Origin of the sequence: uncultured Methylophaga sp. (assembly GCF_947259025.1) — a bacterium.
GTDB lineage: Bacteria > Pseudomonadota > Gammaproteobacteria > Nitrosococcales > Methylophagaceae > Methylophaga.
This window is the reverse complement of the sequence record NZ_CAMYKO010000002.1, coordinates 244,037-267,795: the sequence shown is the minus strand read 5'-3', so window position 1 is coordinate 267,795 and position 23,759 is coordinate 244,037. Positions and strand designations below refer to the sequence as shown.

The 23,759-nt window shown below is 51.3% G+C and carries 21 protein-coding genes; 10 read left to right on the top strand and 11 right to left on the bottom strand.

Features of this window, described 5'->3' with window-relative positions; all coding sequences use genetic code 11:
- Positions 1–86 precede the first annotated feature (86 nt).
- The 6 genes from Q0X64_RS02460 (at position 87) to Q0X64_RS02435 (ending at position 7,501) form a co-directional block, all read left to right on the top strand.
- A complete protein-coding gene (locus tag Q0X64_RS02460; RefSeq protein WP_297808606.1) occupies positions 87–311 on the top strand; it encodes a hypothetical protein in 225 nt (74 codons plus the stop codon).
- Positions 312–317: 6 nt separating this feature from the next.
- A complete protein-coding gene (locus Q0X64_RS02455; protein WP_297808595.1) occupies positions 318–848 on the top strand; it encodes a hypothetical protein in 531 nt (176 codons plus the stop codon).
- Between the two features lie 82 nt (positions 849–930).
- The gene (locus tag Q0X64_RS02450) at positions 931–1,548 is read left to right on the top strand and encodes a LysE family translocator (RefSeq protein ID WP_297808592.1); all 618 of its coding nucleotides are present in this window, start codon (positions 931–933) and stop codon (positions 1,546–1,548) included.
- Positions 1,549–1,875: 327 nt separating this feature from the next.
- The gene (locus Q0X64_RS02445) at positions 1,876–3,750 is read left to right on the top strand and encodes a methyl-accepting chemotaxis protein (protein WP_297808589.1); all 1,875 of its coding nucleotides are present in this window, start codon (positions 1,876–1,878) and stop codon (positions 3,748–3,750) included.
- A 71-nt stretch (positions 3,751–3,821) separates the two neighbouring features.
- Positions 3,822–6,149, top strand: a complete 2,328-nt coding sequence (locus Q0X64_RS02440; RefSeq protein WP_297808586.1) for an EAL domain-containing protein — start codon at positions 3,822–3,824, stop codon at positions 6,147–6,149.
- A gap of 47 nt (positions 6,150–6,196) precedes the next feature.
- Complete coding sequence (locus tag Q0X64_RS02435) at positions 6,197–7,501, top strand: META domain-containing protein (protein ID WP_297808583.1); 1,305 nt, start codon at positions 6,197–6,199, stop codon at positions 7,499–7,501.
- 1 nt (position 7,502) lies between these two features.
- Here Q0X64_RS02435 and Q0X64_RS02430 read toward each other — a convergent pair whose 3' ends face one another.
- The gene (locus tag Q0X64_RS02430; protein ID WP_297808580.1) at positions 7,503–10,658 is read right to left on the bottom strand and encodes a multidrug efflux RND transporter permease subunit; all 3,156 of its coding nucleotides are present in this window, start codon (positions 10,656–10,658) and stop codon (positions 7,503–7,505) included.
- Positions 10,659–10,697: 39 nt separating this feature from the next.
- The gene (locus Q0X64_RS02425; protein ID WP_297808577.1) at positions 10,698–11,882 is read right to left on the bottom strand and encodes an efflux RND transporter periplasmic adaptor subunit; all 1,185 of its coding nucleotides are present in this window, start codon (positions 11,880–11,882) and stop codon (positions 10,698–10,700) included.
- A gap of 300 nt (positions 11,883–12,182) precedes the next feature.
- Here Q0X64_RS02425 and Q0X64_RS02420 point away from each other — a divergent pair, with 300 nt between their 5' ends.
- Positions 12,183–12,833: a TetR/AcrR family transcriptional regulator gene (locus Q0X64_RS02420; RefSeq protein WP_297808574.1), complete on the top strand. Its 651-nt coding sequence runs from the start codon at positions 12,183–12,185 to the stop codon at positions 12,831–12,833.
- On the opposite strand, the gene thpR is transcribed toward Q0X64_RS02420, so the two are convergent.
- The 4 genes from thpR to Q0X64_RS02400 are packed head-to-tail and all read right to left on the bottom strand — an operon-like array spanning position 12,830 to position 15,963.
- Positions 12,830–13,345, bottom strand: a complete 516-nt coding sequence (gene thpR / locus Q0X64_RS02415; RefSeq protein WP_297808572.1) for an RNA 2',3'-cyclic phosphodiesterase — start codon at positions 13,343–13,345, stop codon at positions 12,830–12,832. The two genes, Q0X64_RS02420 and thpR, sit on opposite strands and share 4 nt — an antisense overlap.
- A gap of 12 nt (positions 13,346–13,357) precedes the next feature.
- Positions 13,358–14,782 carry a diguanylate cyclase gene (locus Q0X64_RS02410; protein ID WP_297808569.1) on the bottom strand — a complete coding sequence of 475 codons (1,425 nt, stop codon included), beginning with the start codon at positions 14,780–14,782 and terminating at the stop codon, positions 13,358–13,360.
- 15 nt (positions 14,783–14,797) lie between these two features.
- Positions 14,798–15,562: a peroxide stress protein YaaA gene (gene yaaA / locus Q0X64_RS02405; protein ID WP_297808567.1), complete on the bottom strand. Its 765-nt coding sequence runs from the start codon at positions 15,560–15,562 to the stop codon at positions 14,798–14,800.
- 23 nt (positions 15,563–15,585) lie between these two features.
- A complete protein-coding gene (locus Q0X64_RS02400; RefSeq protein ID WP_297808564.1) occupies positions 15,586–15,963 on the bottom strand; it encodes a DUF4389 domain-containing protein in 378 nt (125 codons plus the stop codon).
- A 114-nt stretch (positions 15,964–16,077) separates the two neighbouring features.
- Between Q0X64_RS02400 and Q0X64_RS02395 the strand changes: the two genes are divergently transcribed.
- Together Q0X64_RS02395 and Q0X64_RS02390 are read left to right on the top strand one after the other, a co-directional pair.
- Complete coding sequence (locus tag Q0X64_RS02395) at positions 16,078–16,602, top strand: TRAP transporter small permease subunit (RefSeq protein ID WP_297808547.1); 525 nt, start codon at positions 16,078–16,080, stop codon at positions 16,600–16,602.
- The gene (locus tag Q0X64_RS02390; RefSeq protein WP_297808544.1) at positions 16,602–17,909 is read left to right on the top strand and encodes a TRAP transporter large permease subunit; all 1,308 of its coding nucleotides are present in this window, start codon (positions 16,602–16,604) and stop codon (positions 17,907–17,909) included. Before Q0X64_RS02395 ends, Q0X64_RS02390 begins: the two co-directional genes overlap by 1 nt.
- A 75-nt stretch (positions 17,910–17,984) precedes the next feature.
- Here the strand turns inward: Q0X64_RS02390 and Q0X64_RS02385 are convergent, their stop codons facing one another.
- From Q0X64_RS02385 to efp, 4 genes are all read right to left on the bottom strand, one after another.
- Positions 17,985–18,449 carry a GNAT family N-acetyltransferase gene (locus Q0X64_RS02385; protein ID WP_297808541.1) on the bottom strand — a complete coding sequence of 155 codons (465 nt, stop codon included), beginning with the start codon at positions 18,447–18,449 and terminating at the stop codon, positions 17,985–17,987.
- Positions 18,450–18,572: 123 nt separating this feature from the next.
- Positions 18,573–19,511: a sensor domain-containing diguanylate cyclase gene (locus Q0X64_RS02380; RefSeq protein WP_297808539.1), complete on the bottom strand. Its 939-nt coding sequence runs from the start codon at positions 19,509–19,511 to the stop codon at positions 18,573–18,575.
- Between the two features lie 76 nt (positions 19,512–19,587).
- Entirely contained in the window at positions 19,588–20,580 is a 993-nt protein-coding gene (epmA, locus tag Q0X64_RS02375; protein WP_297808536.1) for an EF-P lysine aminoacylase EpmA, read from the bottom strand.
- A 17-nt stretch (positions 20,581–20,597) separates the two neighbouring features.
- Positions 20,598–21,167 carry an elongation factor P gene (efp, locus tag Q0X64_RS02370; RefSeq protein ID WP_297808533.1) on the bottom strand — a complete coding sequence of 190 codons (570 nt, stop codon included), beginning with the start codon at positions 21,165–21,167 and terminating at the stop codon, positions 20,598–20,600.
- A 52-nt stretch (positions 21,168–21,219) separates the two neighbouring features.
- Between efp and epmB the strand changes: the two genes are divergently transcribed.
- Positions 21,220–22,227, top strand: coding sequence for an EF-P beta-lysylation protein EpmB (gene epmB, locus Q0X64_RS02365; RefSeq protein ID WP_297808531.1), 1,008 nt, complete (start codon positions 21,220–21,222; stop codon positions 22,225–22,227).
- Between the two features lie 266 nt (positions 22,228–22,493).
- On the opposite strand, the gene Q0X64_RS02360 is transcribed toward epmB, so the two are convergent.
- Positions 22,494–23,654: a citrate synthase gene (locus tag Q0X64_RS02360; protein WP_297808529.1), complete on the bottom strand. Its 1,161-nt coding sequence runs from the start codon at positions 23,652–23,654 to the stop codon at positions 22,494–22,496.
- Positions 23,655–23,759: the final 105 nt, after the last annotated feature.

Genomic DNA, 23,759 nt, shown 5'->3' with positions numbered 1-23,759 from the left:
CAAGCCATTATGAAATATTGAATCGATTGCCAAAATTGAGTCAGCTCAACCAATTCAAAGGCCTGTAAAAGCCGAGGTTATCAAGCATGGAAGCCAACGCCACCACTAACTCTTATTCAGCAGTGCCAGCCACTGGCTTTTCTGAAAAATTAATCGTGAATCATTCACGATTAATGAAAGCGCCTGAATCTTCCCGGAAAAAAGCAAATAATTTCAATCAATTAGAGTCATGCTCTTTCTTCTCTCAAAGTTATGATCTTTTCACGCTAATAATTATTATGAGGCCAATGGCTTCATTAACATCCTGTTAGGCATCTATGAGCACATCAGACGAAGTTGAAACACAGCGCTTGACCGCAGCAGAACAGGATCAGCTTTTCGCTGCAATTGGACACATTGTTGTCAATTTCCAGCAAGTTGAATTGTGGCTTGCCGAGGCATTGACCAGTGTACTCTCACTTAGAGTGCTAGAAGACAGGCACATAATTTCATCGGCCATGAGCTTTCGCCAAAAAGTTGATCTAATGGCTGAGCTATATCCTAGAAAGAAAACGCACGAATATGGTGTTGAAATAAAGCTAATAAAAAAAGCTTTAAATACAGCCGAAGAGTTTAGAAATCGTATTGTACATTCGGTTTGGGCTGTCGAGTTTCCAGGGAAGTGGGTTCGCGTAAAGAGCAATATCAAAGGTAGAAATGGCTTTAGCCTAGTAACAACTCCAGCTAGCATTGCGCATCTTGAAGCAGCAGCAAAAGCACTTCTTACTATCCGCGAATGGGAGTTAACTAACACTGAAAATCTCGAATCTGCCATTTCCATTTTGAGCACTCCAAACACCAATGCCTAACAAGGCGCTAAAGTCGCTCGATTCACTCGCTGGTTCTGGCTAGAGCCTCCCCTTAGCTTAGTCGTTAAACCCAAGAATCAACATGAGTCTCGTCGAAATAATAGGTCTGTTTGCAGCGATGGCAGCTTTGGCACTAGTTCCCAGCACTAGTGTGGCTTTGGTCGTTGTTCGCGCCACCTCTGCCGGATTCGCGAACGGGAGTGCTGCTGCGGCGGGAATTGTATTAGGTGATCTTGTCTTCGTGTTTCTAGCTGTTTTAGGAATGGCCGCACTGGCGGAAGTGTTAGGCAACTTTTTTTTGATCCTGAGATATTTGGCGGGCGGATATCTTATCTGGTTTGGTGTAAGCCTGATGAGATCAAGCGCTTCATTACAGTTGGAGAATTCTGAACGGTCAGTATCGAATTTATCATCAAGCTTTTTCTCTGGGTTGTTCCTCACCCTCGGTGATGTAAAAGCTATATTCTTCTACGCGAGTTTGTTCCCTGCTTTTGTTGATCTGGCCACTATCGGGGCATTAGATATAGTACACATTGCGGTGATAACAATAGTCGCTGTGGGCGGTGTCAAACTGGGTTATGCCTATTTCGCAAGGGGCCTTGTGTCATCTGTAAGAAACCCTAGAGCAGAACGAGCACTTAAGGTTACGGCGGGTAGTTTGATGGTTGGAGCAGGCTCGTATCTGATAGCAAAACCTTAACAATTGGCAGCATAATAACCGACTCTCCGACACTCGGTGGCTCTAAGCCGGCGCTTGAGTCGGGCGTTATGACTCGCTAAATTCTGTTGTCTGCTCTGGGCGAGGGAATCTGCAGTGCCCTCTAAGCTCAGTCGGCCTGGTAAAAACCTGGCATCCACCCTCATATGAGTGATGGTTAAAGCCTGTTGGTAGACGGCTTTTAAATGATTTTTACCCTCAACCCTGCTTTCCTCTGGTGACTGTAACAATTCTGTCATACAAAAAGCCCTAAGCTTTACTGAAATGTAGCCGATATAAACAGAGAATTCAGTGCGTAAGGTCTGTGCCATGCTCAACAATATAACCATCAAGAAAAAACTTTTACTCCTTGCCATTCTGGTGGGTATTTCACTTTTTATCCTGCTCGTTGTTCAGAGTGTGGGTATCAAAAAAGTCGAGAATCTGGAAAAAATCGCCATACAAACCTACCAAGCGGAAGTGGATATGCTGACCCTGCGCCGCAATGAAAAGGATTTTATGGCGCGTCTGGATCTCAAGTACCAGGATCAATTTAATGAAAACGTTCAGGGTATGCTGGCTCACCTGCTTGCGCTGGAAACGCAGCTGAATGATCTGCCCGAAGAACAAAAGCTGAACCAGCAGTTAATTGATGTTATTAACGAATACCAGCGGACATTTAATGAGTTGGTAGAACTTCAAACCCGGATTGGCCTGGATTCTGAGAGTGGCCTTTACGGATCCTTGAGGAAATCCGTGCACGAAGTTGAAGCTATCCTGGAGCAGGAAGCTTCTGACGCGCTATTAAAAGACATGCTGACCCTGCGTCGGAACGAAAAAGATTTCATGTTGCGTCTGGATATGAAATATGTCGACCGTTTTCAGGGCAATGTCGATGCTTTCCGTGACGGCTTGAACAGTAGTTTTATCTCTCCTGCTCAGAAAAGTGCTGTGCGAAATGCTTTATCAGCCTACGAAAAAGATTTTATGGCGCTGGTGAGTGGTGTGCAGGCGCTGGGCTTTGATTCCAGTGAAGGCAAGCGCGCTGAAATGCGGGCGACCATTCATCAGTCAGAGACCGTATTGGCGGATATGCAGAATAATATTCAGGCCATTATTCCCAAACAGGTTTTGAGGATTGAAATTATGGCCATCGTGTTATCGGTGGTGCTCTCAATCGTGATTGTCGGCTTTATTCTGATGCTGGGTCGCGGTATCAGCCGTTCCGTGTCTTCGCTTTACGACACCATGATAGAGGCCAACAAACAGCGCGATTTAAGTATTCGTGCCAGCGTTGATTCAGACGATGAGATTGGTCACATGGCAAAAGCCTACAATGCCATGACTGAATCCTTTCAGAAGCTCATCAATGAAGTGATCACATCGGCACAAACTGTCAGTGCGGCAGCGGAAGAGTTGTCTGTCATCACCGGCCAGACCAGCCAAGGGGTCATGAGCCAGCAAAGCAGCAGTGAACAAGTTGCCACAGCGATGAACGAGATGACCGCTACCGTTCAGGAAGTGGCTCGAAGTGCGGCTGATGCAGCCACCGCGTCACGTGAAGCGGACGAAGAGACTGAGCAGGGTAAACAAGTGGTATCGATGAGTGTTCAGGGTATTAAACAACTGGCCAGTCTGGTTGAGGAAAACGCCCAGTCCATTCGTGACCTGCAAGTGGAGAGTGACAATATCGGCACCGTGTTGACCGTGATCCAGGAAATTGCTGAACAGACCAACCTGCTGGCCCTGAACGCGGCCATTGAAGCGGCGCGTGCCGGTGAGTCTGGTCGGGGCTTTGCGGTGGTAGCGGATGAAGTCCGTACTCTCGCCCAAAGAAGTCAGCAATCGACCGAAGAAATCAAAACCATTATTGAACGTCTGCAAAGCGGTGCCAATAAATGTGTTGAGGGCATGATGTCGGGTAAAGACCAGGCATCAGAGAGTGTGACCCAGGCCGAATCGGCAGGTAATTCTCTGACTGTGATCTCGGAACGGGTCATGACAATCCGGGATATGAACACCCATATTGCCAGTGCGGCAGAAGAACAGTCGGCGGTGGCTGAAGATATCAATCGTAACATCAACCAGATTGCCGGTATCGCCGAGGAAAATGCTTCCAGCACCTCACAAACGACTGAAACCAGCCAGTCACTTGCTCAGCTTGCTAACGACCTGCAAACGCTGGTGAATCAATTCAAGGTGTGATAACGATGTAGAACTAGTTGGTCTGACTTTTCACTACGCCAACCTAAACTGAAAAGGACTGCTAAATACAGATGTTTTTAAGTTATGAGTTGGCGGGAAGCCAGGCTGACTTCCTCAAAAAAAACATATGGACCTCGTTTTGTGTTTTGCTGCTGGCGGGCGCGGTGATTCTCTACTTCGTGTCCGCGCTCACTTGGGAAAATATCTACCAGGATGCAGTTGAAAAGCATCGCCATGCCATCACCCTCGTTTCAACATCAACTAAATCATCACTGAATGCCCAGGAAAATCAGTTGGATCTGATTGGCATTCACCTCCTCGATGATGACAACTACAAAGATACCCAAAAAAGCCGGGCCATCATGGCACAGCTCATGGACAACAATCCGGCACTGGCTGGCTTTGGACTGACCAATACCACTGGTGAGTTTCTGATCACCAGTGACATGAAAAACCTCTCCATGCTGCCTAATTTGAGAACGTACCCTCAAACAGCGGATAGTTTTGCTCTTACCCTCAATACCCACAAAATGACGCTGGGCCGCAGTTATTACATGCCAGCCCTCGAAGAATGGGTATTACCCATCCGTAAATCACTGCGCGATGACGGTGGCGAAATCGTTGCAGTGATGACAGCAGGCCTGAAAATTACCGGTGCTAATTCCTTTCTCGAGGGCAGTGGTGTTAACGCTGATGACGATATCCTGTTTCTGGTCAGAGAAGCCGATCTCTATCCTCAGTATGTTTCAGCCAACTACCTTTTGCGCCGCCCCAATGTCTACGATATGCCCATTTCCCGGAAGGTCTACGAGAACGCGCTGGAAATGCTAGCCACACAAGGCTTTGATAAAGCAGACCTGATGCATAGTAGTGGCATTTATGATTTCGAGCTGAACAATCGCTTCGATGAAGCGCAAATAATGAGTTTGAAATATCTGCCTGAATTTTCTCTGTGGGTGGTCTCACAAAAACCCAAGTCAGCCATCTATTCAGAATTTTTCAATATTTTCTGGGTTTACCTGCTGGCATTTTTCTTCTTCATGGCAACCATTTACTGGTTATTCCGGCGTCTTCTTAACACAGAAAAACAACGCCTCAATGAGCTCGAATTCAAAAGCTTTCATGATGATCTGACCAGTCTGCCTAATCTCACCAAGCTGAAAATGCTCTCGCTGAAAAACTGGAATGAAGATGGTGCCGCTTGTGCCGTTTTTTATGTCGATCTGGATAACTTCAAATCTGCCAATGACGCTTATGGCAATGCTTTCGGTGATGAAGTCCTGGTTGAAATGGCGCACCGGCTCAGAACTTTCTGTCCGGACACCGACTGTGTTTTTCACACCAGTGGTGACGAGTTCGTCATTCGCAAACCCGATAATGGCACGCAAAGCATGACGCAAATGGCAGAAGAATTACTCGCTGAGCTCTCCAGGCCTTACGCAAGAAATGAAGCCAGTATCCTGCTGACTGCCAGTATTGGTGTTGCCCGCTACCCTGACCAGGGAGCTAACCTGAGCGAAACCATCAAAGCAGCGCAGATTGCTATGTTCGAGGCTAAAAAGCAAAAAAATCAGTTTTTAGTTTATGACGAAGCCATCTATCAGCTCTATCACGAGAAACTGACGATTGAACAGGAGCTGAAACAAGCTATCGGCAGCGAACAGTTCGTGATGTTCTATCAACCACAGGTCAGTGCTGACGGCAGCTTGTCAGGCCTTGAAGCGCTGGTCAGATGGGAAAACCCGGCACTGGGTTTTGTTCCTCCTGATAAATTTATCCGCGTTGCCGAGTCTTCAGGTCTGATGCCACGTCTGGGCAGACACTTGATGTCACTGATTTTTGCTGACGCGAAACATATTAATGACAAACTGAGCAGCTCCATTGATCTGGCTATTAACATTTCTGCCACACAATTCATGCAGGAGGATTTTGTAGAGCAATTCAATGATCTCAGTCGCCTGACTTCGACTGACAACATTCAGTATGTGCTGGAGCTGACAGAAAATGTTTTTGTTGAAGATCTGGATTTGATCCGGCCCAAAATTGACCAGCTCAGAGAGAGCGGCACTATCATTTCACTGGATGACTTCGGTACCGGCTTCTCCTCGCTCAGTCTGTTGAGACAGCTACCGATTGACGAACTCAAAATTGATAAGAGCTTTGTCGACTCTCTGATTCATGATGTCACGGCGCGCAAAATGGTCAGGAATATCATCTCAATCGGCGAAATTCTGGAACTCAAGGTCATTGCCGAAGGCGTGGAAACACAGCAACACGTCGACATTCTTCAAGACATGGACTGCCATCGCTTTCAGGGGTATTTCTTCTCCAAACCGATGCCACTCAGCTCGCTCCTGGCAAAAATCAGTGAACTGGATTCACAACAGCCACAGCAATAACTGCTAAATTAGCAGTCACAAGGATGAATTAAAGAAGGGTTGCCGGCATGACCTCTGTGAGAAAGTTTGCTGTTTGGTTGAATCTGTTCGCACTAGCGTTGATGACAGGCTGTGACTCACCGCAGTCTGAAGCAGAAGCGCAGACCGCTCTAGTGATTAGTGGTCAGGCAACGGCGGCGTCAAAACTCCCTGCCAGCAATGGCAATACCCTCACTCTGCGCTTGGAAAACCTCGCTGCCCTGCCAGAAACCAAGGCGATCATTGCTGAAAAAACCATCGTTTTAAACAAACAGCAACGTCCCCTGCCCTTTGAGTTGCGGGTTTTCAGAGACCAGATTCGTGCCGATACCCCCTATGCATTGCGCATTCTCCTGCAAACCCCGGAAGGTGGATTGTGGACTGCTGACGAGCTCTACAGTATCAACCGAGACATGCCTGAGCTGGAGCTGGGCGATGTTAACCTTATCCAGGCTTTTGACAGCGAGATGGTGAATCACACCGGGCTGTTTGTCTGTGGCAGTAAAACAGTGAAAACCCGGCTGGATAAGGAAAAAATGCAGCTTCATCTGGATGATGACATTTTTCATCTGCAACAGGTATCAGCCGCTTCCGGTGCCAAATATCAGTCTGCTGATAGTCAGGTAGTGTTCTGGCATAAAGGCGAACGGGCAATGCTGACCATGGCCTCGTTTGATTGGCCGCAATGCACACGGGTCAGTAAGAACATCCTCGCGCTTTTCCCATTCAGTGCTCATGGCAATGAACCCGGCTGGGCCCTGTCGGCAGAGGTCAATGAAGTAGTGCTCAACTGGAATTATGGCCGGCAGAGGCTGGTGATGCCCAATCCACAGCTTGACCTGACCCACAGTGGTTTTGTTTTGCACTCCAAGGCCAATGAGCGTCTGCTCAAGGTCAATGTATTACACAGCCTGTGCCGCGACAGCATGTCGGGCAAGCCCTACCCCCAGCATGTGGAAATCCATTTCGATGATAAACATCTCAGGGGCTGTGGAGGTGACAGTGATGCCCTGCTGACCGGTGAAGAGTGGGTGGTCGAAGACATCAACAACCGCGGCATGATCGACTTCTCACGTGTGACCCTCAAGTTTGATGACAAGGGCCGCTTGTCAGGTCAGGCCTCCTGCAATCAGTACACCACCACCTATGAGTTCAGAGAGGGGCTGGATATTGACGGCGCCATTACCACCCGCAAAGCCTGCGCCCCCGCGTTGATGAAGCAGGAAGAGCTGTTCCTGACTTTGTTACGCGATATCAAACGCCTCGACTTCACGCCGCGCGGCGCACTGCTGCTGACCACCAGCGACGGGCAATCTATCACTGCCCGACGCTAGCCTAGCCTGCTATCTGACCATGATAACGGCGGCGGCCTTCCAGCTTGCGTAGCAGCACATAGAAAATCGGGGTGAAGAACAAGCCGAAGAAGGTCACCCCCAGCATACCGGAAAAGACCGTCACACCGATATCGTTACGCATTTCAGACCCGGCACCGGTAGAGAGTACCATCGGCACTACGCCCATAATGAAGGCAAACGAGGTCATCAGGATGGGGCGTAAACGCATGCGACTGGCCTTGATCGCCGCTTTGACGGTCTGCATGCCGTTCATTTCCAGCTCACGGGCAAACTCAACAATCAGGATGGCGTTCTTACTGGCCAGCCCGGCCAGCACAAAGAAACTTATCTGAGTGAAGATATTACTGTCACCATCGGTCACCCAGACCCCGAATACCGCGGCCAGGATTGATAAGGGCACAATGGTAATCACCACCAGCGGCAGGATCAGACTCTCATACTGCGCCGCCAGCACCAGGAACACTAAAAGCAGACAAAGCGGGAAGATATACATTGCCGTGTTGCCACTCAGCACCTGCTGATAGGTCAGATCGGTCCATTCAAAAGCCATACCCGGCGGCAGCGTGTCTTCTAGGATCTCACTGATCGCATCCTGGGCCTGACCACTGGAATAACCCGGTGCAGCATTACCGTTCAAGTCAGCAGCCAGATAACCATTGTAGTGCGCAGCGCTCTCGGGACCGTAGCTTTCCTGCATTTCAATGACGCTGCCCAGCGGCACCATTTCACCCTGGCTGTTACGTACTTTCAGATTGAGCGCATCAGCCGGGCTGTTGCGGTACTGCGAATCGGCCTGGGCAATCACCTGGTAGGTGCGGCCAAACTGGTTAAAGTCATTGATATACAGCGAGCCCAGGTAAATCTGCATGGTGTCGAAGATTTCCTTGACGTTAAGCCCCAGTTGCTTGGCCTTGGTCCGGTCCAGATCGGCATAGAGCTGCGGCACATTGATCTTGTAGTTGGAATAGACGTTGGTCAAAGCCGGACTCTGACGGGCCTCAGCCACGGTCTGATCGACGACCTGGGCCAGGCTTTCATAGCCCATATCGGCGCGATCTTCGATCTGCAGTTTGAAACCGCCGGTAGTGCCCAGCCCCCGAACCGGTGGCGGCGGGAAGATGGCGATAAAAGCTTCTTCTATCTGCGCAAACCTAGCCTGCAACCGACCGGCTATCGCCCCGGCAGAGAGATTGGGATCGGTACGATCCTCGAAGGAATCCAGTGGCACAAACACGATACCGGCACTGGGACTATTGGTGAATCCATTAACCGACAGCCCTGGGAACTGCACGGCATTCGCTACGCCGGGTTCTGCCAGTGCAATCTCGCCCATTTCGCGAATCACCTCTTCAGTACGGGCCAATGAGGCACCATCCGGCAGTTGAGCAAAGCTGATCAGGTACTGCTTATCCTGCGCCGGTACAAAGCCCTTAGGCAAAGCATTAAGCCCATAGACGGTAAAGCCCAGCAGCACGGCATAAATCACCACCGAAATGGTTTTATGCCGAAGCAGCCCGGTCACTGAACCGGAATAAGCATGCGAGGCGTTTTTAAAGCTGCGGTTAAACCAGCGGAAGAACCAGCCGAATAGAAAGTCCATCATCCTGGTCAGTCGATCCTTGGGGGCATCATGACTGCGAAGCAGCAGCGCTGATAAGGCCGGACTCAGGGTCAGCGAGTTAATTGCCGAGATCACGGTGGAAATGGCAATGGTTAAAGCAAACTGCTGGTAGAACTGGCCGGTCAGACCACTGACAAAGGCAATCGGCACAAACACCGCGACCAACGTCAGCGAGATGGCAATAATCGGCCCACTGACCTCACGCATGGCCTGGTAACTGGCTTCCAGCGGTGACAGACCGGACTCGATATTACGCTCGACGTTTTCCACCACCACGATCGCGTCATCGACCACGATACCTATCGACAAAACCAGTCCGAATAAGGACAGGGTATTGATGGAAAAACCAAACACGTGCATCAGCGCAAAAGTACCGATAATCGATACCGGCACTGCCAGCAGGGGAATCAGTGAAGCACGCCAAGTCTGCAGGAATACCACCACCACGATGACCACCAGCGCCAGCGCTTCCAGCAGGGTTTTGATGACCGCGTTGATGGATTCCTTTACAAAGACCGTGGGGTCGTACACGACCTCATAATCCACGCCCTGCGGAAAGCGCTGTTTGAGGTCAGCCATGATGGCACGGACATTGTCAGAGATCTGAATGGCGTTGGCACCAGGTGACTGGAAGATAGGAATCGCCACCGCTGGCTGATTGTTGAGCATGGAGTTCAAACTGTGCTCGGCAGCCTCCAGTTCCACCCTGGCCACATCCTTGAGCCGGGTGATCTGCCCCTCACTACCGGCGCGGATAATGATATTGCCAAACTCTTCCGGTGATTCCAGCCGGCCCTTGGCATTAATCGGCAGTTGCAGATCCACCGGATCGGTCATCGGCGCACCGCCGATCACCCCGGCCGCAACCTGCACATTTTGCTCACGAATAGCGGCGACCACATCGGTGGCGGTCAGCCCACGTTCGGCGACCTTCTCCGGATTAAGCCAGACCCGCATCGCATAGTCACCGGAGCCAAACAGACGAACCTGCCCCACCCCTTCGACTTTGGCCAGTTCGTCTTTAACGTGCATCAATGCATAGTTACGCAGATACAGTTCGTCATAGCTTTTATCGGGCGAGATCAAATGCACCACCATCGTGAGATCGGGTGCACTCTTGACCACTGTCACGCCGGTTTGGCGAGTGATCTCGGGGAGTCTCGGAGTGGCTTGTGTGACCCGGTTCTGCACCATTTGCTGCGCCAGGTCAGGGTCAGTGCCGATCTTGAAGGTCACCGTCAGTGTCATCCGGCCGTCGGACGTCGCCTGGGAAAACATATACAGCATGTTCTCTACACCGCTGAGCTGTTCTTCCAGCGGCCTGGCGACGGTATCAGCAATGACCTTGGGGTTGGCACCGGGGAAGGAAGCATTGACCACCACGGAAGGCGGCGCCACCTCGGGGTATTCCGAAATAGGCAGTTTGAACATCGAGATCAGACCGGCAATAAAAATCAGCATGGACAACACGCCGGCAAAGATCGGTCTGTCCACAAAAAACTTGGAAATGTTCATTGCGTTCCTTCGTTCACACGCTGCCAGGCAGCTTGGGTTTTATTCTGCTCCGGCGATCTGCTCGCTGGTTTCCATGGGTTTGGCTGTGACCTGGGTATCAGGACGAATATGAGACAGGCCATTAACAATGACGCGCTCACCACCATTTAGGCCAGACTCCACGATCCGGCTGCCCTGGTGATGGGCGCCCAGTTTGATTTCGCGGTAAGTGGCGATGTCTTCCTCGTTCACCACAAACACAAACTTCTTGTCCTGGTTGGTGCCCACTGCCCGTTCCGGTACCAGCATCACGGATTTTTCTTCCGCTGCACCTAAACTGACATTGGCATACATACCGGGCGTCAAAGCCCCATCGGTATTATCAAATATGGCACGGGCACGGATCGTCCCGCTGGAGGTATCAAGCTGGTTATCGAAAGAATGAATGTTGCCCTGGTAAGTGACACTGTCATCGGCCGCCAGTGTCATTGTCACCGGCATGGCCTGCTCCCCCTGACTGCGACGCACGGATTTAATGTAAGTCTGTTCATCAACATCAAACTCGGCGTAGAGGCGATCATTGGCGACCAGTGTGGTCAGAACCGGTGCATTGGGCGAGGTTTCGATAATATTGCCCACAGTGAGTTCAGCACGGCTGATCTGCCCATTAAATGGCGCACGGATATAGCAGTAATCAAGATTCAACTTGGCTTTAGCTAAAGCACTGCTGGCTTCGTCAATCGCTGCAGCCGCCATTTGAGATTCGCTTTTAGCGGCGTCATAAATAGACTCGGAAACCAGTTTTTTCTTCACCAACCGCTCACTTCGTGCCAGTTCATCCTCAGCCAGACGGGCTCGGGATCGGGCTGACGCCAATTGCGCTTCGGCCTGCTTGACGGCAGCCTGGTACGGACGTGGGTCAATCACGAACAGCAGGTCGCCTTTTTCCACCTGCTGACCATCTTCAAAACCGACTTTTTGCAGCTCACCGCCCACCAGGGGTTTGATTTCGGCCCTGTCCACGGCAGTCAGACGGCCCGAGAAATGCGTCCAAATCCGCACTTGTTGCGGCTTGACTTCTGTCACCTCAGCGACGGGCGGCGGCGGACTGGCAGCGCCCTGCTGATCTTCACTCTGCTCGCTGCTGGCCTGATTAATATAAAAGAACGCCGCTACCGCGCACACCAGCAGCAACAGGATCCATTTAAATCCGCTTTGTTTCTGTTTGGACGATGACTTTGACATGCATGATCTCCGGCTGCATTGGTGGCAGCGCTGAACTTCCCTGAGAATGGTTACTGCAGAAATGCAGACCCATAGGATACATACCGATCGGTATGATCGTCAAGTCACTGATACAGTGACTCATTATCTAAACCCGATATGAATAAGATAGCCAATAACTGCAATGGATTTCAACGCTAGTCTATAAGTCTGCAGGCATACCAAGTCAATATTTAAAGCTGTCACAACGCTGACATTTTTCTTGCCTTACAAACCGGATGGTATTTATACTGGTCACGTTTTAATCAATACCCTGAAAAGATGTCTGTCAACGAAACAAGAGAAAAACTGCTGGAGACAGCACTGGCGCTGATCTGGCAAAGCAACTACAGCGTGGTTGGCGTGAATGAAATCTGCAAGCAGGCGGGCGTCACCAAGGGGGCGTTTTATCATCACTTTGAATCAAAAGCGAACCTCTTCTGCGAGGCCACGGCCTATTACTGGCAAGTGGTTAAGCAGGACCTCGATGCCATCTTTTCTCCCGTCAACAGCCCGCTTGAGCAACTGGAAAATCTGATCCAGTTCCTGTTCAAATCCAAACTCAGTGATGAACGAGTGCGGGGCTGCCCGTTTTTTAATGCCGGCGCTCAGATCGGTACCGATGATGAACAAGTCATCGAAGCGCTGCAGCATCTGTCACAGATGGCGATTACCTATAACCTGGCGCTGATCAAGGCACTGGATGCCGGTGATTACCTTGAACGCAGCGGCGATATGCAGCAACAGGCTAGGCTTATGTATCACTACATCCACGGTGTAATGAGCTATGCCTATGTGCAGCCTGATGTCGATACTATCCGCAAAGATCTGCCGGAAGGTTTGTATCGGCTGCTGGGCGTCAAGCAGGCCTATTGGTTCACGGTCTCGCCTACCTGGGAAGCAGAGCCTTCAGCGCTGAAGCAAATGGCCTAGGCCTTTGCTGTCAATGGCCAGCGCGCCAGCACGTCATAACGCACCCCATTTTCGGTTGATACGGACTGCACCAGCACAAAGTTGTCAGCATCAATAGCAATGGGTTCAAAATCACACCGGGGCCGGCTTTTAGCTTTACGCATCAGGGTGATGTGAGCACGGAAAGCGCGTTTGTCGAGCCTGACCGGAAAAGCTTCCACCATTCGGGTTAAGGCATTAACCAATTGGTAAAGCGGTTTTGGCTGGCGCTGGCAAGTCATACATAACACTCTCGGCCGCCGCCAGTAATCGATTTCATCAAAAGTGAGACTGAAGGGACGCGCACTGATAAAAGCGGCCTGTTGTTGCAAGGCCTCTGCGATTTCATCGCTGACATTGCCCAGAAACACCAACGTGATGTGCAGATTTTCCGGGACCAGTTTGCGGCCCGGCTGCTCGATGGACTGGTTAAGTGCATCAATCTCACTGCGAATGTCTGTATCAGGCCATAGCGCAAAGAACAATCGTTTCATTATTCTGCTATTTCAGAACACTACGGTCTGATTGCGTCCATTATGTTTCGCCTGATAGAGCGCCTGATCAGCGCGGCGGATACAGTCTTTAATCATTTCTCCATCCCGGTAGTCAGTCACACCAAAACTGGCTGTCACTGTCATGTTATCAATCCCGAAGTGGGTCTGAGCAATCCGTTCCCGCAGGTGCTCGGCCAGTGTGCGAGCACCCTGCAAGTTTGTATCAGGGCACAAAATCAGAAACTCTTCCCCACCCCAGCGACCGACCACATCGTTGTCGCGGATATGCTCGCTGAACAGGCCGGCCATTTGCCTGATAATCTCATCACCCACCACGTGACCGAAGTGGTCGTTGACCGTTTTGAAATGGTCGATATCGATGATCAAAAGAGAAAAACCGTGCTGATAGCGTTGGTAACGACTGAGCTCGGTTTCAAAGGCCTGGTGCAGATAATAGCGATTGGGCAGGCCGGTGAGATGATCACTGTGTGAGATGTGCTGCAGTTGCCGGTTAACCTGCTGTAATTCACGGTTATGCCGGTTAACGGTGTAGTAGTGATAGAAGAACAGCCCCAATAACGCGATAACCCCAGCCAGGATCTGCCACATCAGGGTGTAATTAAACTGGTACTCAAAGCTCAGTGACAACCAGTTGTTAAGAATCCGCTGTTGTTCTACGGCCTGGGTGGCGTCAATCGCCTTGTTGTATATCGACAAAAGCTGCGGCAAATCTTTATGAATGCCCACTGCCATTTTGTACTGATCTTCCAGCACGCCACTGATAGTGATGTGGGAAATACCATGCTTCAAAGTCTGGTAGTTGATACTGGGCACGGTATCAATAAAGCCATAGAGCTTGCCTGTTTCCACCAGTTTCAGTCCCTGTTGCGCCGAATCAACGAGTGTAAGTTGAATCTCGGGGTAGCGTTGACGAATGATATCGACAGCGGCATACCCGCGAACCATGGCAAACTGCTCCGTCATCAGCGGCGACAGGTTAATGATAAACGGCTGATCCGGTTGTGTCGCCACCGCGAAGGGATAATCAATAAAAGGCTCGGTGACGCGCAGGTAATGCCTGCGGCTGGGTAGTTCCTGGGCGCTGGACAGAACATCACACTTTTTATCCTGCATAAAGCGCAGTGACTGCTGCCAGCTTTCAGTCACTTGAAGCACTACCGGTTTGTCCAGCATTTGTGACCACAATAGATGAAAGTCGGACATAATGCCGGTGTGCTGGCCCTGTTCATTAATGCCTTCATAGGGCATCCAGTCCGGATCACTGCACAGGCGAATCTCATCCACCGAGTTCAGCCATTGCTGCTCTTCAGCAGTCAGTGACAGCCGTGGCTCAGAGATAGCAGCCGCTGAACTCATCAACAGCCAAAGACCCAGCAGCCAGGTCAATACAATAATGTTGTCCTTCCCTGAACGCATAAAGCTCAATACTCTTTATTGCTGATCCCGGGTGAAAACCCAGTTATCACCTTCAGACATAGCCTCGTTGAAACGATAGCCATCGTAGTCAAACTGTTTGATTTTCTCGGCATCTTTGAGTTTCTTATCAATGATGTAGCGACTCATCAGGCCTCTGGCCTTTTTGGCATAAAAGCTAATCATTTTGTACTGGCCATTCTTCCAGTCCTTGAATACCGGGGTAATAATGCGTGCTTTGATTTTTTTCGCTTCAATCGCTTTGAAATACTCATTGGAGGCCAGGTTGATCAACACCTCATCCTCCAGTTCCTGCTCCAGTGATTCACGCAGCTTGCTGCCCCAGAAAGCATACAAATCCTTGCCTGCCGGATTGTCCAGTTTGGTGCCCATTTCCAGTCGGTAAGGCTGGATCAGATCCAGTGGTTTCAGAACGCCATAGAGCCCGGACAGAATACGCAGATGCTGCTGAGCATAGTCAAAACCGGCTTTGGTCAGCGTCTCGGCCTCAAGTCCGGTGTAGACATCCCCCTTGAATGCCAGCACCGCTTGCTTGGCATTATCCAGATCGAAAGGCGTCTGCCAGGACTCATAGCGGGCCACATTGAGGCCAGCCAGTTTATCGCTGAGTTTCATCAGGCTGGCAATATCGGCACTGCTCAATTTGCGTAGCTGTTTGATCAGCTTCGCTGAGTCATCCAGAAAGCGTGGCTGGCTGTGTTGTTGAGTAACTGGTGGGGTATCAAAATCCAGTGTTTTGGCTGGTGAAATCACCATCAGCATCTTTGGTCTGTCCTTATATTAGGTTATTGATTATCGGGCTTGTTAGGCCGGTCACCTTCCGGCTGGCCCGCATCGCCCATTTCCTCTACCGAACGGGCATAATCAGCTTCGTCATCGCTATCATCGTCCTCATCCCAGTTGTTAAAGGGGAACGGACGCCGGTTTTCGGTATAGGTCAGAAAGGCAACAATGCGGTAAACATACTGAGAAAGGTCGGCAGCAAAATCGGCAATATCCTGGTTGGGTTTACCGGTAAACAGGGAAAACAGCAGTTGCACGATGACCACCACCGTGACCAGCATCATCACCAGGTAAAGAATCACGGCAAACAAAACCATGTACAGGATTCGCAACCACTGGTTTTTATTACTGATATTTTTCTTAACGGCTTCTTGTTCCATGATATTTCTCCCTATTTCAGTCCACCCATTACTTTATCACTAATTGATAACCTAGAGCTCAACGCCAGTTTATGGGACACTTGTTCGATTGTAATCGACTCCGATGAATTAAAAATGAAACTGACAGCGAAGAGCCTGATTACGGGCATCGACAAATTCACCGAAACCACCGGGCGGGCTGTCTCCTGGCTGGTGCTGGGCATGGTGCTGCTTATCAGCTACGACGTCACCATGCGCTATGTGTTCCAGCAGGGCTCGGTCGCTTTGCAGGAACTGGAATGGCATCTGTTTGCCCTAGTATTTCTGCTGGGCGGGGCCTACACCCAGAAGCATGATGAGCATGTGCGGGTGGATATTCTCTATCTCAGTCGTTTTGTCAGTGACCGTGGTCGGGCCTGGATCAACATCGCGGGCACGCTGTTATTCCTGTTTCCATTTTGCATTCTGATCCTGGTCACCAGCTGGCCCTTTGTTGAAAACGCCTTTTATTACATGGAAGGCTCGCCCGATCCCGGTGGTCTGCCCTACCGCTTTATTCTGAAAGGGGCGATTTTACTGGCTTTTGTGATGATTATGCTGCAGGGATTGTCCGACTTGCTTAAACAAATCAATGTTCTGCGTAATAAGGAGCGCCGCTGATGGAATACTGGGCGCTGGCTATGTTCGCCGTGTTGTTCCTGCTGTTGCTGGCAGGCTTTCCGGTGGCTTTTACCCTGGGTGCAATTGCCTTTGCTTTTGGCAGTATTTTTCTGGGTCTGGATTTCTTCAATCTGCTACCACTACGGATCTGGGGCATCATGACCAATTTCACACTGCTGGCGGTGCCCTTATTCGTGTTTATGGGGGTCTTACTGGAAAAGTCGGGCATAGCTGAAGAACTGCTCGACACCATGGGTCGTCTGTTTGGCAAACTGCGCGGCGGTCTCGCTATCTCCGTTGTGGTCGTGGGCGCTTTGCTGGCCGCGACCACCGGCGTGGTTGGCGCTTCCGTGGTCACCATGGCAGTCATCGCCCTGCCCTGCATGCTAAAACGTGGCTATGCCCCGTCTCTGGCCAGTGGCACTATTGCTGCTTCCGGTACATTGGGTCAGATCATTCCGCCCAGCATTATTCTAATTCTGCTGGGTGATGTGATCGGGGTACCGGTGGGTGAACTGTTTGTTGCCGCCACCGTGCCCGGTTTTTTACTGATTAGCGGCTATATTCTCTACATTCTCTGGGTCGCCTGGCGCAAACCGGAACTGGCACCGGCCATGAACGGTGATGAAGAGTTCGACAGTCATCTGGCGCTGGCTGTCATGAAAAGTCTGGTACCGCCGCTATTTCTGATTATCGCCGTGCTGGGTTCAATTTTCTTCGGCTTCGCTTCGCCTACAGAGTCTGCCGCTGTTGGCGCGCTGGGCGCCATGGTCCTGGCAGCTATTCACCAGCGCCTAAACCTGGATAACCTGCGCGATGCGATGCAGAAAACCACCCGCCTGACCAGCATGGTCTTTATTATTTTCATCGGTGCCACTGCTTTTGGTCTGGTGTTTGTGGGCATGGGCGGTGACCGCTTGATTCTGGATATTTTCAGCAGTCTGCCCGGTGGCAAATGGACCTTTCTGATCCTCAGCATGTTGCTGATTTTCCTGCTCGGCTTTTTCCTCGACTTTATCGAGATCTGTTTTATCGTCGTACCGGTGATTGCCCCGGTGGCCATTCATATGGGGCTGGATCCTTTGTGGTTTGCACTGCTGATTGCGCTCAACCTGCAGACCTCGTTCCTGACACCACCGTTCGGCTTCTCACTGTTTTATCTCAAAGCCAGTGCCCCGCCAACGCTCAAGCTGCAATCAATCTACAAAGGCATCGTACCCTTCGTGGTGGTGCAAATCCTGGTGCTGGGCCTGATGATCGCTTTCCCGCAAATCAGCCTGTGGCTACCGGAGCTGATGCAAAGCTGAGCTTGGCCAGCACCGGCCTGACAATCAAATCAGTGCATGAAGCTGTTGCCGGGGCATGAAGGCATAGCAATCCGGCTAGTCGGCATCCAGTTGCATAAAGATCATGTCCGCTGTTGAATGATCTTCATGAGGGACAAAGCCCATCTTGCGATACAGGAACGTCGCCCGCGGATTATCGCGCAGCACGTTCAGGGTAATTGTCTCTGGCTGATGGCGATGGCTGGCCTCGGCAATCAGCAACTGCAATAAAGCTTTGCCCAGTCCCTGACCACGGTAGAGTGGATTGATAATAATCCGGCCCAGGTGCACCGTGCCCGGCTTGCCTGGCCAGTATTGACCAAAGCCCATCAGTCCCTCTTCGGCATCGGTCAGCGAAAAGCTTTTGCTGTCTTGTTTTTGCAACAGCTGCGGCAATGCCTCACCGGAAAATGGATAGTCGATGCCCGGCCCGGCCCAGTGGACGCAGGCCTCTGCATCACTGATCCAGGTAGACAAAGCATCATAGTGGCTGGCGTTGGGCTGTGCTAAAGAAAGTTTCATAAATTGGTATCTGTTGGCTTGGCTCTGGGTGATGGCTTAATCACGATGTTACTGGATGCGACAGGCAAAATCATTTCCTGTGCATACTGTTAGTTTTCTGACAACAGGCAGGCAAGCCTTGCTTTAGCCTGCCTGAACCCGGTTCCTTCCCGCCTGTTTGGCCTGGTAAAGTGCTTGATCAACCTGTTCAATAAAATCTCTGAGCTGATCCTGCTGTGTGGGTACAATGCTGCCGCTGCCAATGCTGATAGTCAGCAACTGCGACGCCGATGACTGCTGATGCGGAATCTGCGCAGCCAGAATACGGCGTTGACAGCGCTGCGCTACCTTCATCGCCGCATCAGCTCCGGTTTCCGGCAACACCATCACAAACTCTTCGCCGCCATAGCGGGCAAAGAAATCTCGCGAGCGGGTAGCCGCTCCGGACAGGACTTCGGCGACCTGTTTTAGACAGTCATCGCCCTGAATGTGACCATATAAATCGTTGTACTGCTTGAAAAAGTCGATATCAATGAGCAGTACTGACAATGGCTGCTGGTTATGACGCGCTTTTAACCATTCCTGCTCCAGCACACTGTCCAGCATACGGCGGTTGGGCACTGCAGTCAGACCATCCTGATAAGACAAAGCTTCCAGTTCTTTTTGCAGATCCAGCAATTTCTGCTCAGTTTCCTTACGCTCGCTGATATCAAACATGAAGCCGACCAGAGCCTCAACTTCACCGTTGTCATCCCTGACCACATGCACCACATCACGGATCCAAACGTAGTTTCCATCACGGGTCAAAGCGCGGTAATCGGCTTCATGATCAGACCCGGCCTTTGACTGAGACACACAAAAGTCGACCACCCACGCCTGATCATCAGGGTGCATACGCTCGGCCCAGTCGTTGACGGATTGCCAGCTTTCCGGGGTCCAGCCCAGTAAATCCTCGATCTGCGGGCCAATATAGCTGAACTCAAGGGTTTGCCAGTCAATTTTCCAGGGAATGGCACGAGTTGATTCAAGCAGGGTTTTATAAACGTCGTTATCCGGTTCAACCAGGCCAGTTTTATTGCGCATTGTCATCAGCATCCTTATATCCGGCTTCCCTGCTGCGACTGTCATTCCGTGAGGTGTTTCACAGTTTAATTATTACTCAACTGCGCTCAAAACCAAAGCTTTGAACCGCCTCAAGTTGATTCAGTCCTGTGATCAAAAGCATGAGCCGGTCCAGCCCGATTGCCACCCCTGTACAAGGTGGTAAACCGTGTTCAATCGCGGCCAGCAGTCTAACATCCAGTGGCATCACGCTTTTACCCTGTTGTTGTCTTTGCCTGTTATCTGCCTCAAAGCGTTGCTCTAACTCGGCGGCATCCAGGCATTCATCATAGCCATTTGCCAGTTCCAGGCCACCGGCAAAGACTTCAAACCGCGCTGCCACGCTGACACCAGACTCTTTCTGCATAATCCGGGCAAGTTGCGCCTGTGAAGCCGGAAAATCATACACAATGACGGGCTGCTTCAACTTGGCCAGCGCCGGCTCTATCACCTCGCTCATCAGCATTTCCAGCCAGCCATCGCGATCGCTTTGCCAGTCGTCCGGCAGACCTTTAATGGATGCCAGTGCCGTCTGCTTCAACGAGTCCTCCTCTGCCTGCAAAGGATCCAGCTTCAGGTATTGCTCAAACAGCGTTTGATAGCTGAATTTCAGTGCTGCTGGCAGACCCGCGACTTCTTGCAGCAGCGCATCAACTTCATCCATCAGGCCATGATAATCAAGCGCTGGCCGATACCACTCCAGCATGGTGAACTCGGGATTATGCAAACGCCCAAGCTCGCCGTTACGAAACACCCGGGCAATCTGGTAAATATCGCCACTACCGGCAGCCAGTAGCCGTTTCATCGGAAATTCAGGCGACGTTTGCAGGTAATAGCTCTGAGGCTCACTGCCGGGTGGCAGGTATTGAGCTTCGAAGCTGTCGAGATAGGTGGCTGTGGGGGCAGCCTGCGACAAAACCGGGGTTTCGACCTCCAGTACTTGGCGCGCAGCAAAAAAACGGCGGACATCAGCCAGAAGCTGAGCCCGCCGTTTCAAAGTGTCGATAGTCGCTGTAGGTTGCCAGTTATCTGCCGACATCTTCCGGCTCATGCGGGCTGCTTAGGGGATTAATCCTTGGCGCGCTCGACATAGGTTGCGGTGCGGGTATCGACTTTCAGTACTTCACCGACTTCAATAAACAGCGGCACACGCACCACGGCACCAGTTTCCAAAGTCGCCGGCTTGCCACCGCCACTGGAGGTATCACCACGCACGCCGGGATCGGTTTCGGTCACAGCCAGGTTGACGAAGTTGGGTGGCTGAACCAGCAGTGGTGCACCGTCCCACAGCGTAACCAGGTAAGAGTATTGTTCCTTGAGCCAGTCCTTGGCTTCAGCAATCGCATTTTCATCAGCCGCATACTGTTCGAAGGTATTGGGATCCATGAAATGCCAGAATTCGCTGTCGTTATAGGAATATTCCAGTTCGATTTCAAGCACGTCAGCCCCTTCCACGCTGTCACCGGATTTGAAAGTCCGTTCGTTAACACGACCGGTTTTCAGGTTACGGAATTTAACGCGGTTGAAAGCCTGACCCTTACCGGGTTTAACGAATTCATTCTCGATGATGCTGCATGGATCACCATCCAACATGAATTTAAGACCAGACTTGAACTCATTGGTACTATAACTTGCCATCTTAACCTCTTTTGGGGGACGATCTTTCGTCTGCTTGAGAATAAAAGAGACTATGATACCGCAATCCCCGCCCTTAAAGGAAAAACAAGGCTGGCAAACGGCACTGTCACAGGCCGTCTCCGATGCCGATGTATTGCTGGCACAACTGGGGCTGAGTAATGCCTTGCCGGCGATCAGCAAAGACAAGATCCGCCAGTTTCCCCTGCGCGTGCCACAGAGCTACATCAATAAGATGCGCTATGGTGACCCGCAAGATCCTCTGCTACGCCAGGTGTTTCCCCTGATTGACGAAAGCTTTGATGCAGAAGGCTATGCCAGTGATCCAGTGGGCGATCAGTTTGCTGTCACCTCTCCCGGCATGCTGCAGAAATACCAGGGTCGAGCCTTACTGGTCACGACGGGGGCCTGTGCCATTCATTGCCGATACTGTTTCCGCCGCCATTTCCCCTATGCGGACAGTAACCCGCTGGCCAGTCAGTGGCAGCAGACGCTGACGCAACTGAAAGCGGATACCAGTATCAACGAAGTCATTCTGAGTGGCGGCGATCCGCTGTCACTGAGTGATAAAAAACTGGCGACGATGGTGTCTGAGCTGGAGACACTGCCCCATCTCAGGCGCTTACGAATCCATACCCGCTTGCCGCTGGTTCTGCCCGAGCGTGTTGATAACGCGCTGCTTGACTGGATTGCCAATTGCAAACTGAAAGTGGTCATGGTGATTCATGCCAATCATGCCAATGAGATTGACGCTGAGACGGCCACCGCACTGTACCAGCTGCAGCAGGCCGGCTGTCAGTTACTGAATCAGGCAGTGTTGCTAAAAGGGGTTAATGATAGCAAGCAAGCCCTGGTGGATTTGAGCGAGCGGCTCAGCGAGGTGAATGTACTGCCCTACTACCTGCATCTGCTGGACAAGGTGGCCGGCGCCCAACATTTTGATGTGGAAGAAAGCCGGGCAATTGATTTGATTGAAGCTATCCGGGCTGAGTTGCCTGGTTACCTCGTGCCCCGGCTGGTCCGGGAGATTCAGGGTGAGCCCAGTAAAACCTTGATTCGCTGAGAAAATAGCCGGTCATAAGCCATCACTCAGTCGCATCCCCCGTCATCCTGAGCCTGTCGAAGGATCTTTCCGACCCCAGATGCCTCCACTACGGTCGGTATGACACATCTTGGCTTCTCAACGCCCTGTCATCCTGAGCTTGCCGAAGGATCTTTCCGAATCCAGATGCCTCCACTGCGGTCGGCATGACATGGTCGGGCGTTTCAGTAAGCCGTCATCCTGAGCCTGCCGAAGGATCTCTCCGGCACAACAGCGGCTAATGCGCCTCAGCCGCGCTCCGACATCGGCACGTATTCACGCATTTCACTGCCCACATAAATCTGGGTAGGACGGTAAATACGGTTATTGGCAATTTGTTCACGCCAGTGCGCCAGCCAGCCGGCACTGCGGGCAACGGCAAACAAGGCGGTGAACTCATCTTCGGGAATGCCCATTTCACTGTAGAGAATGCCCGAGTAGAAATCGACATTGGGATAGACGCCCTTGTGACCCAGGCGGTCAGCACAGACTTCTTCCAGTTTAAGCGCGGTATCGAACATATCGTCCAGATGACCGCCACGCTGGTTGACCAGTTCTTCTACCAATTTGTGCAGGATGGTGGCGCGTGGATCTTTGACTTTATATTCGCGGTGACCCATGCCCCAGATGACTTCTTTGTTTTTGAGCTTGCTGTCGACCCAGGCTTCCACCTTGCTGGCCGAACCGATTTCCTGCAGCATGCCCACCACGCGCTGGTTGGCACCACCATGTAAGGGGCCTGACAGTGTGCCAATGGCTGCAGAAATCACGCTGTATGGCGTCGCCAGAGTGGAGCCGGCTACCAGTGCGGCAAAGGTCGAGGCATTGAGGGTATGTTCGGCGTGCAGAATCAGGCACACGTCCATGATTTTGGCCATCAATGGATCCGGTTCATTACCGGTAAACATGTAAAGCAGGTTTTCCGCGACTGAGAGGTCAGAACGTGGTTCAATCGGATCCCAGCCGTTGCGGATATGCTCCCACATCGCCACCAGCGGCGCCATTTGTGCAATGATATTGACCGTCATGTTGCGCACGTAATCGAGGTCTTCACAGCTGGCCGCGTCGGTCAGGCATTCAGTACCGGGATAGAACATGCCCAGGCTGGAGACCGCGGTCTGCAGCATATCCATGGGATGGCCGGTATGCGGGAAGTGGCGCATCATTTCACGGATGTGGTACTTGATGCGGTAGTTCTGGCGCAGTTCCTGTTTGAACACATCCAGCGCTTTCTGGTTGGGCAACTCACCATTCAGCAACAGCAGTGTCGTTTCCTCAAAGCTGCTGTTTTCAGCCAGGGTTTCCAGCGGGTAACCGCGATAACTTAGTATGCCTTTCTCACCATCAATATTTGAAATGGCTGACTTTGTTGCGGGGACCCCTTCCAGGCCGGGTAAAAAATCACTCATCTACAACCTCATAAATAACTTGATGGTGGAGATACATTCAGAAAGTCAGGAATTATACTGCATTGGCGATGCAGCGACATCCCGGATATGGTTAAGCCTTGATTT

Coding starts and splice junctions, on each gene's coding strand:
- Q0X64_RS02460 (WP_297808606.1), top strand. CDS start 87: ATGGAAGCCAACGCCACCACTAACTCTTATTCAGCAGTGCCAGCCACT.
- Q0X64_RS02390 (WP_297808544.1), top strand. CDS start 16,602: ATGGAATACTGGGCGCTGGCTATGTTCGCCGTGTTGTTCCTGCTGTTG.
- Q0X64_RS02410 (WP_297808569.1), bottom strand. CDS start 14,782: ATGCGTTCAGGGAAGGACAACATTATTGTATTGACCTGGCTGCTGGGT.
- efp (WP_297808533.1), bottom strand. CDS start 21,167: ATGGCAAGTTATAGTACCAATGAGTTCAAGTCTGGTCTTAAATTCATG.
- thpR (WP_297808572.1), bottom strand. CDS start 13,345: ATGAAACGATTGTTCTTTGCGCTATGGCCTGATACAGACATTCGCAGT.
- Q0X64_RS02430 (WP_297808580.1), bottom strand. CDS start 10,658: ATGAACATTTCCAAGTTTTTTGTGGACAGACCGATCTTTGCCGGCGTG.
- Q0X64_RS02440 (WP_297808586.1), top strand. CDS start 3,822: ATGTTTTTAAGTTATGAGTTGGCGGGAAGCCAGGCTGACTTCCTCAAA.
- Q0X64_RS02400 (WP_297808564.1), bottom strand. CDS start 15,963: ATGGAACAAGAAGCCGTTAAGAAAAATATCAGTAATAAAAACCAGTGG.
- Q0X64_RS02455 (WP_297808595.1), top strand. CDS start 318: ATGAGCACATCAGACGAAGTTGAAACACAGCGCTTGACCGCAGCAGAA.
- Q0X64_RS02395 (WP_297808547.1), top strand. CDS start 16,078: ATGAAACTGACAGCGAAGAGCCTGATTACGGGCATCGACAAATTCACC.
- Q0X64_RS02450 (WP_297808592.1), top strand. CDS start 931: ATGAGTCTCGTCGAAATAATAGGTCTGTTTGCAGCGATGGCAGCTTTG.
- epmA (WP_297808536.1), bottom strand. CDS start 20,580: ATGAGCCGGAAGATGTCGGCAGATAACTGGCAACCTACAGCGACTATC.
- Q0X64_RS02425 (WP_297808577.1), bottom strand. CDS start 11,882: ATGTCAAAGTCATCGTCCAAACAGAAACAAAGCGGATTTAAATGGATC.
- Q0X64_RS02360 (WP_297808529.1), bottom strand. CDS start 23,654: ATGAGTGATTTTTTACCCGGCCTGGAAGGGGTCCCCGCAACAAAGTCA.
- Q0X64_RS02420 (WP_297808574.1), top strand. CDS start 12,183: ATGTCTGTCAACGAAACAAGAGAAAAACTGCTGGAGACAGCACTGGCG.
- Q0X64_RS02445 (WP_297808589.1), top strand. CDS start 1,876: ATGCTCAACAATATAACCATCAAGAAAAAACTTTTACTCCTTGCCATT.
- epmB (WP_297808531.1), top strand. CDS start 21,220: ATGATACCGCAATCCCCGCCCTTAAAGGAAAAACAAGGCTGGCAAACG.
- Q0X64_RS02385 (WP_297808541.1), bottom strand. CDS start 18,449: ATGAAACTTTCTTTAGCACAGCCCAACGCCAGCCACTATGATGCTTTG.
- yaaA (WP_297808567.1), bottom strand. CDS start 15,562: ATGCTGATGGTGATTTCACCAGCCAAAACACTGGATTTTGATACCCCA.
- Q0X64_RS02380 (WP_297808539.1), bottom strand. CDS start 19,511: ATGCGCAATAAAACTGGCCTGGTTGAACCGGATAACGACGTTTATAAA.
- Q0X64_RS02435 (WP_297808583.1), top strand. CDS start 6,197: ATGACCTCTGTGAGAAAGTTTGCTGTTTGGTTGAATCTGTTCGCACTA.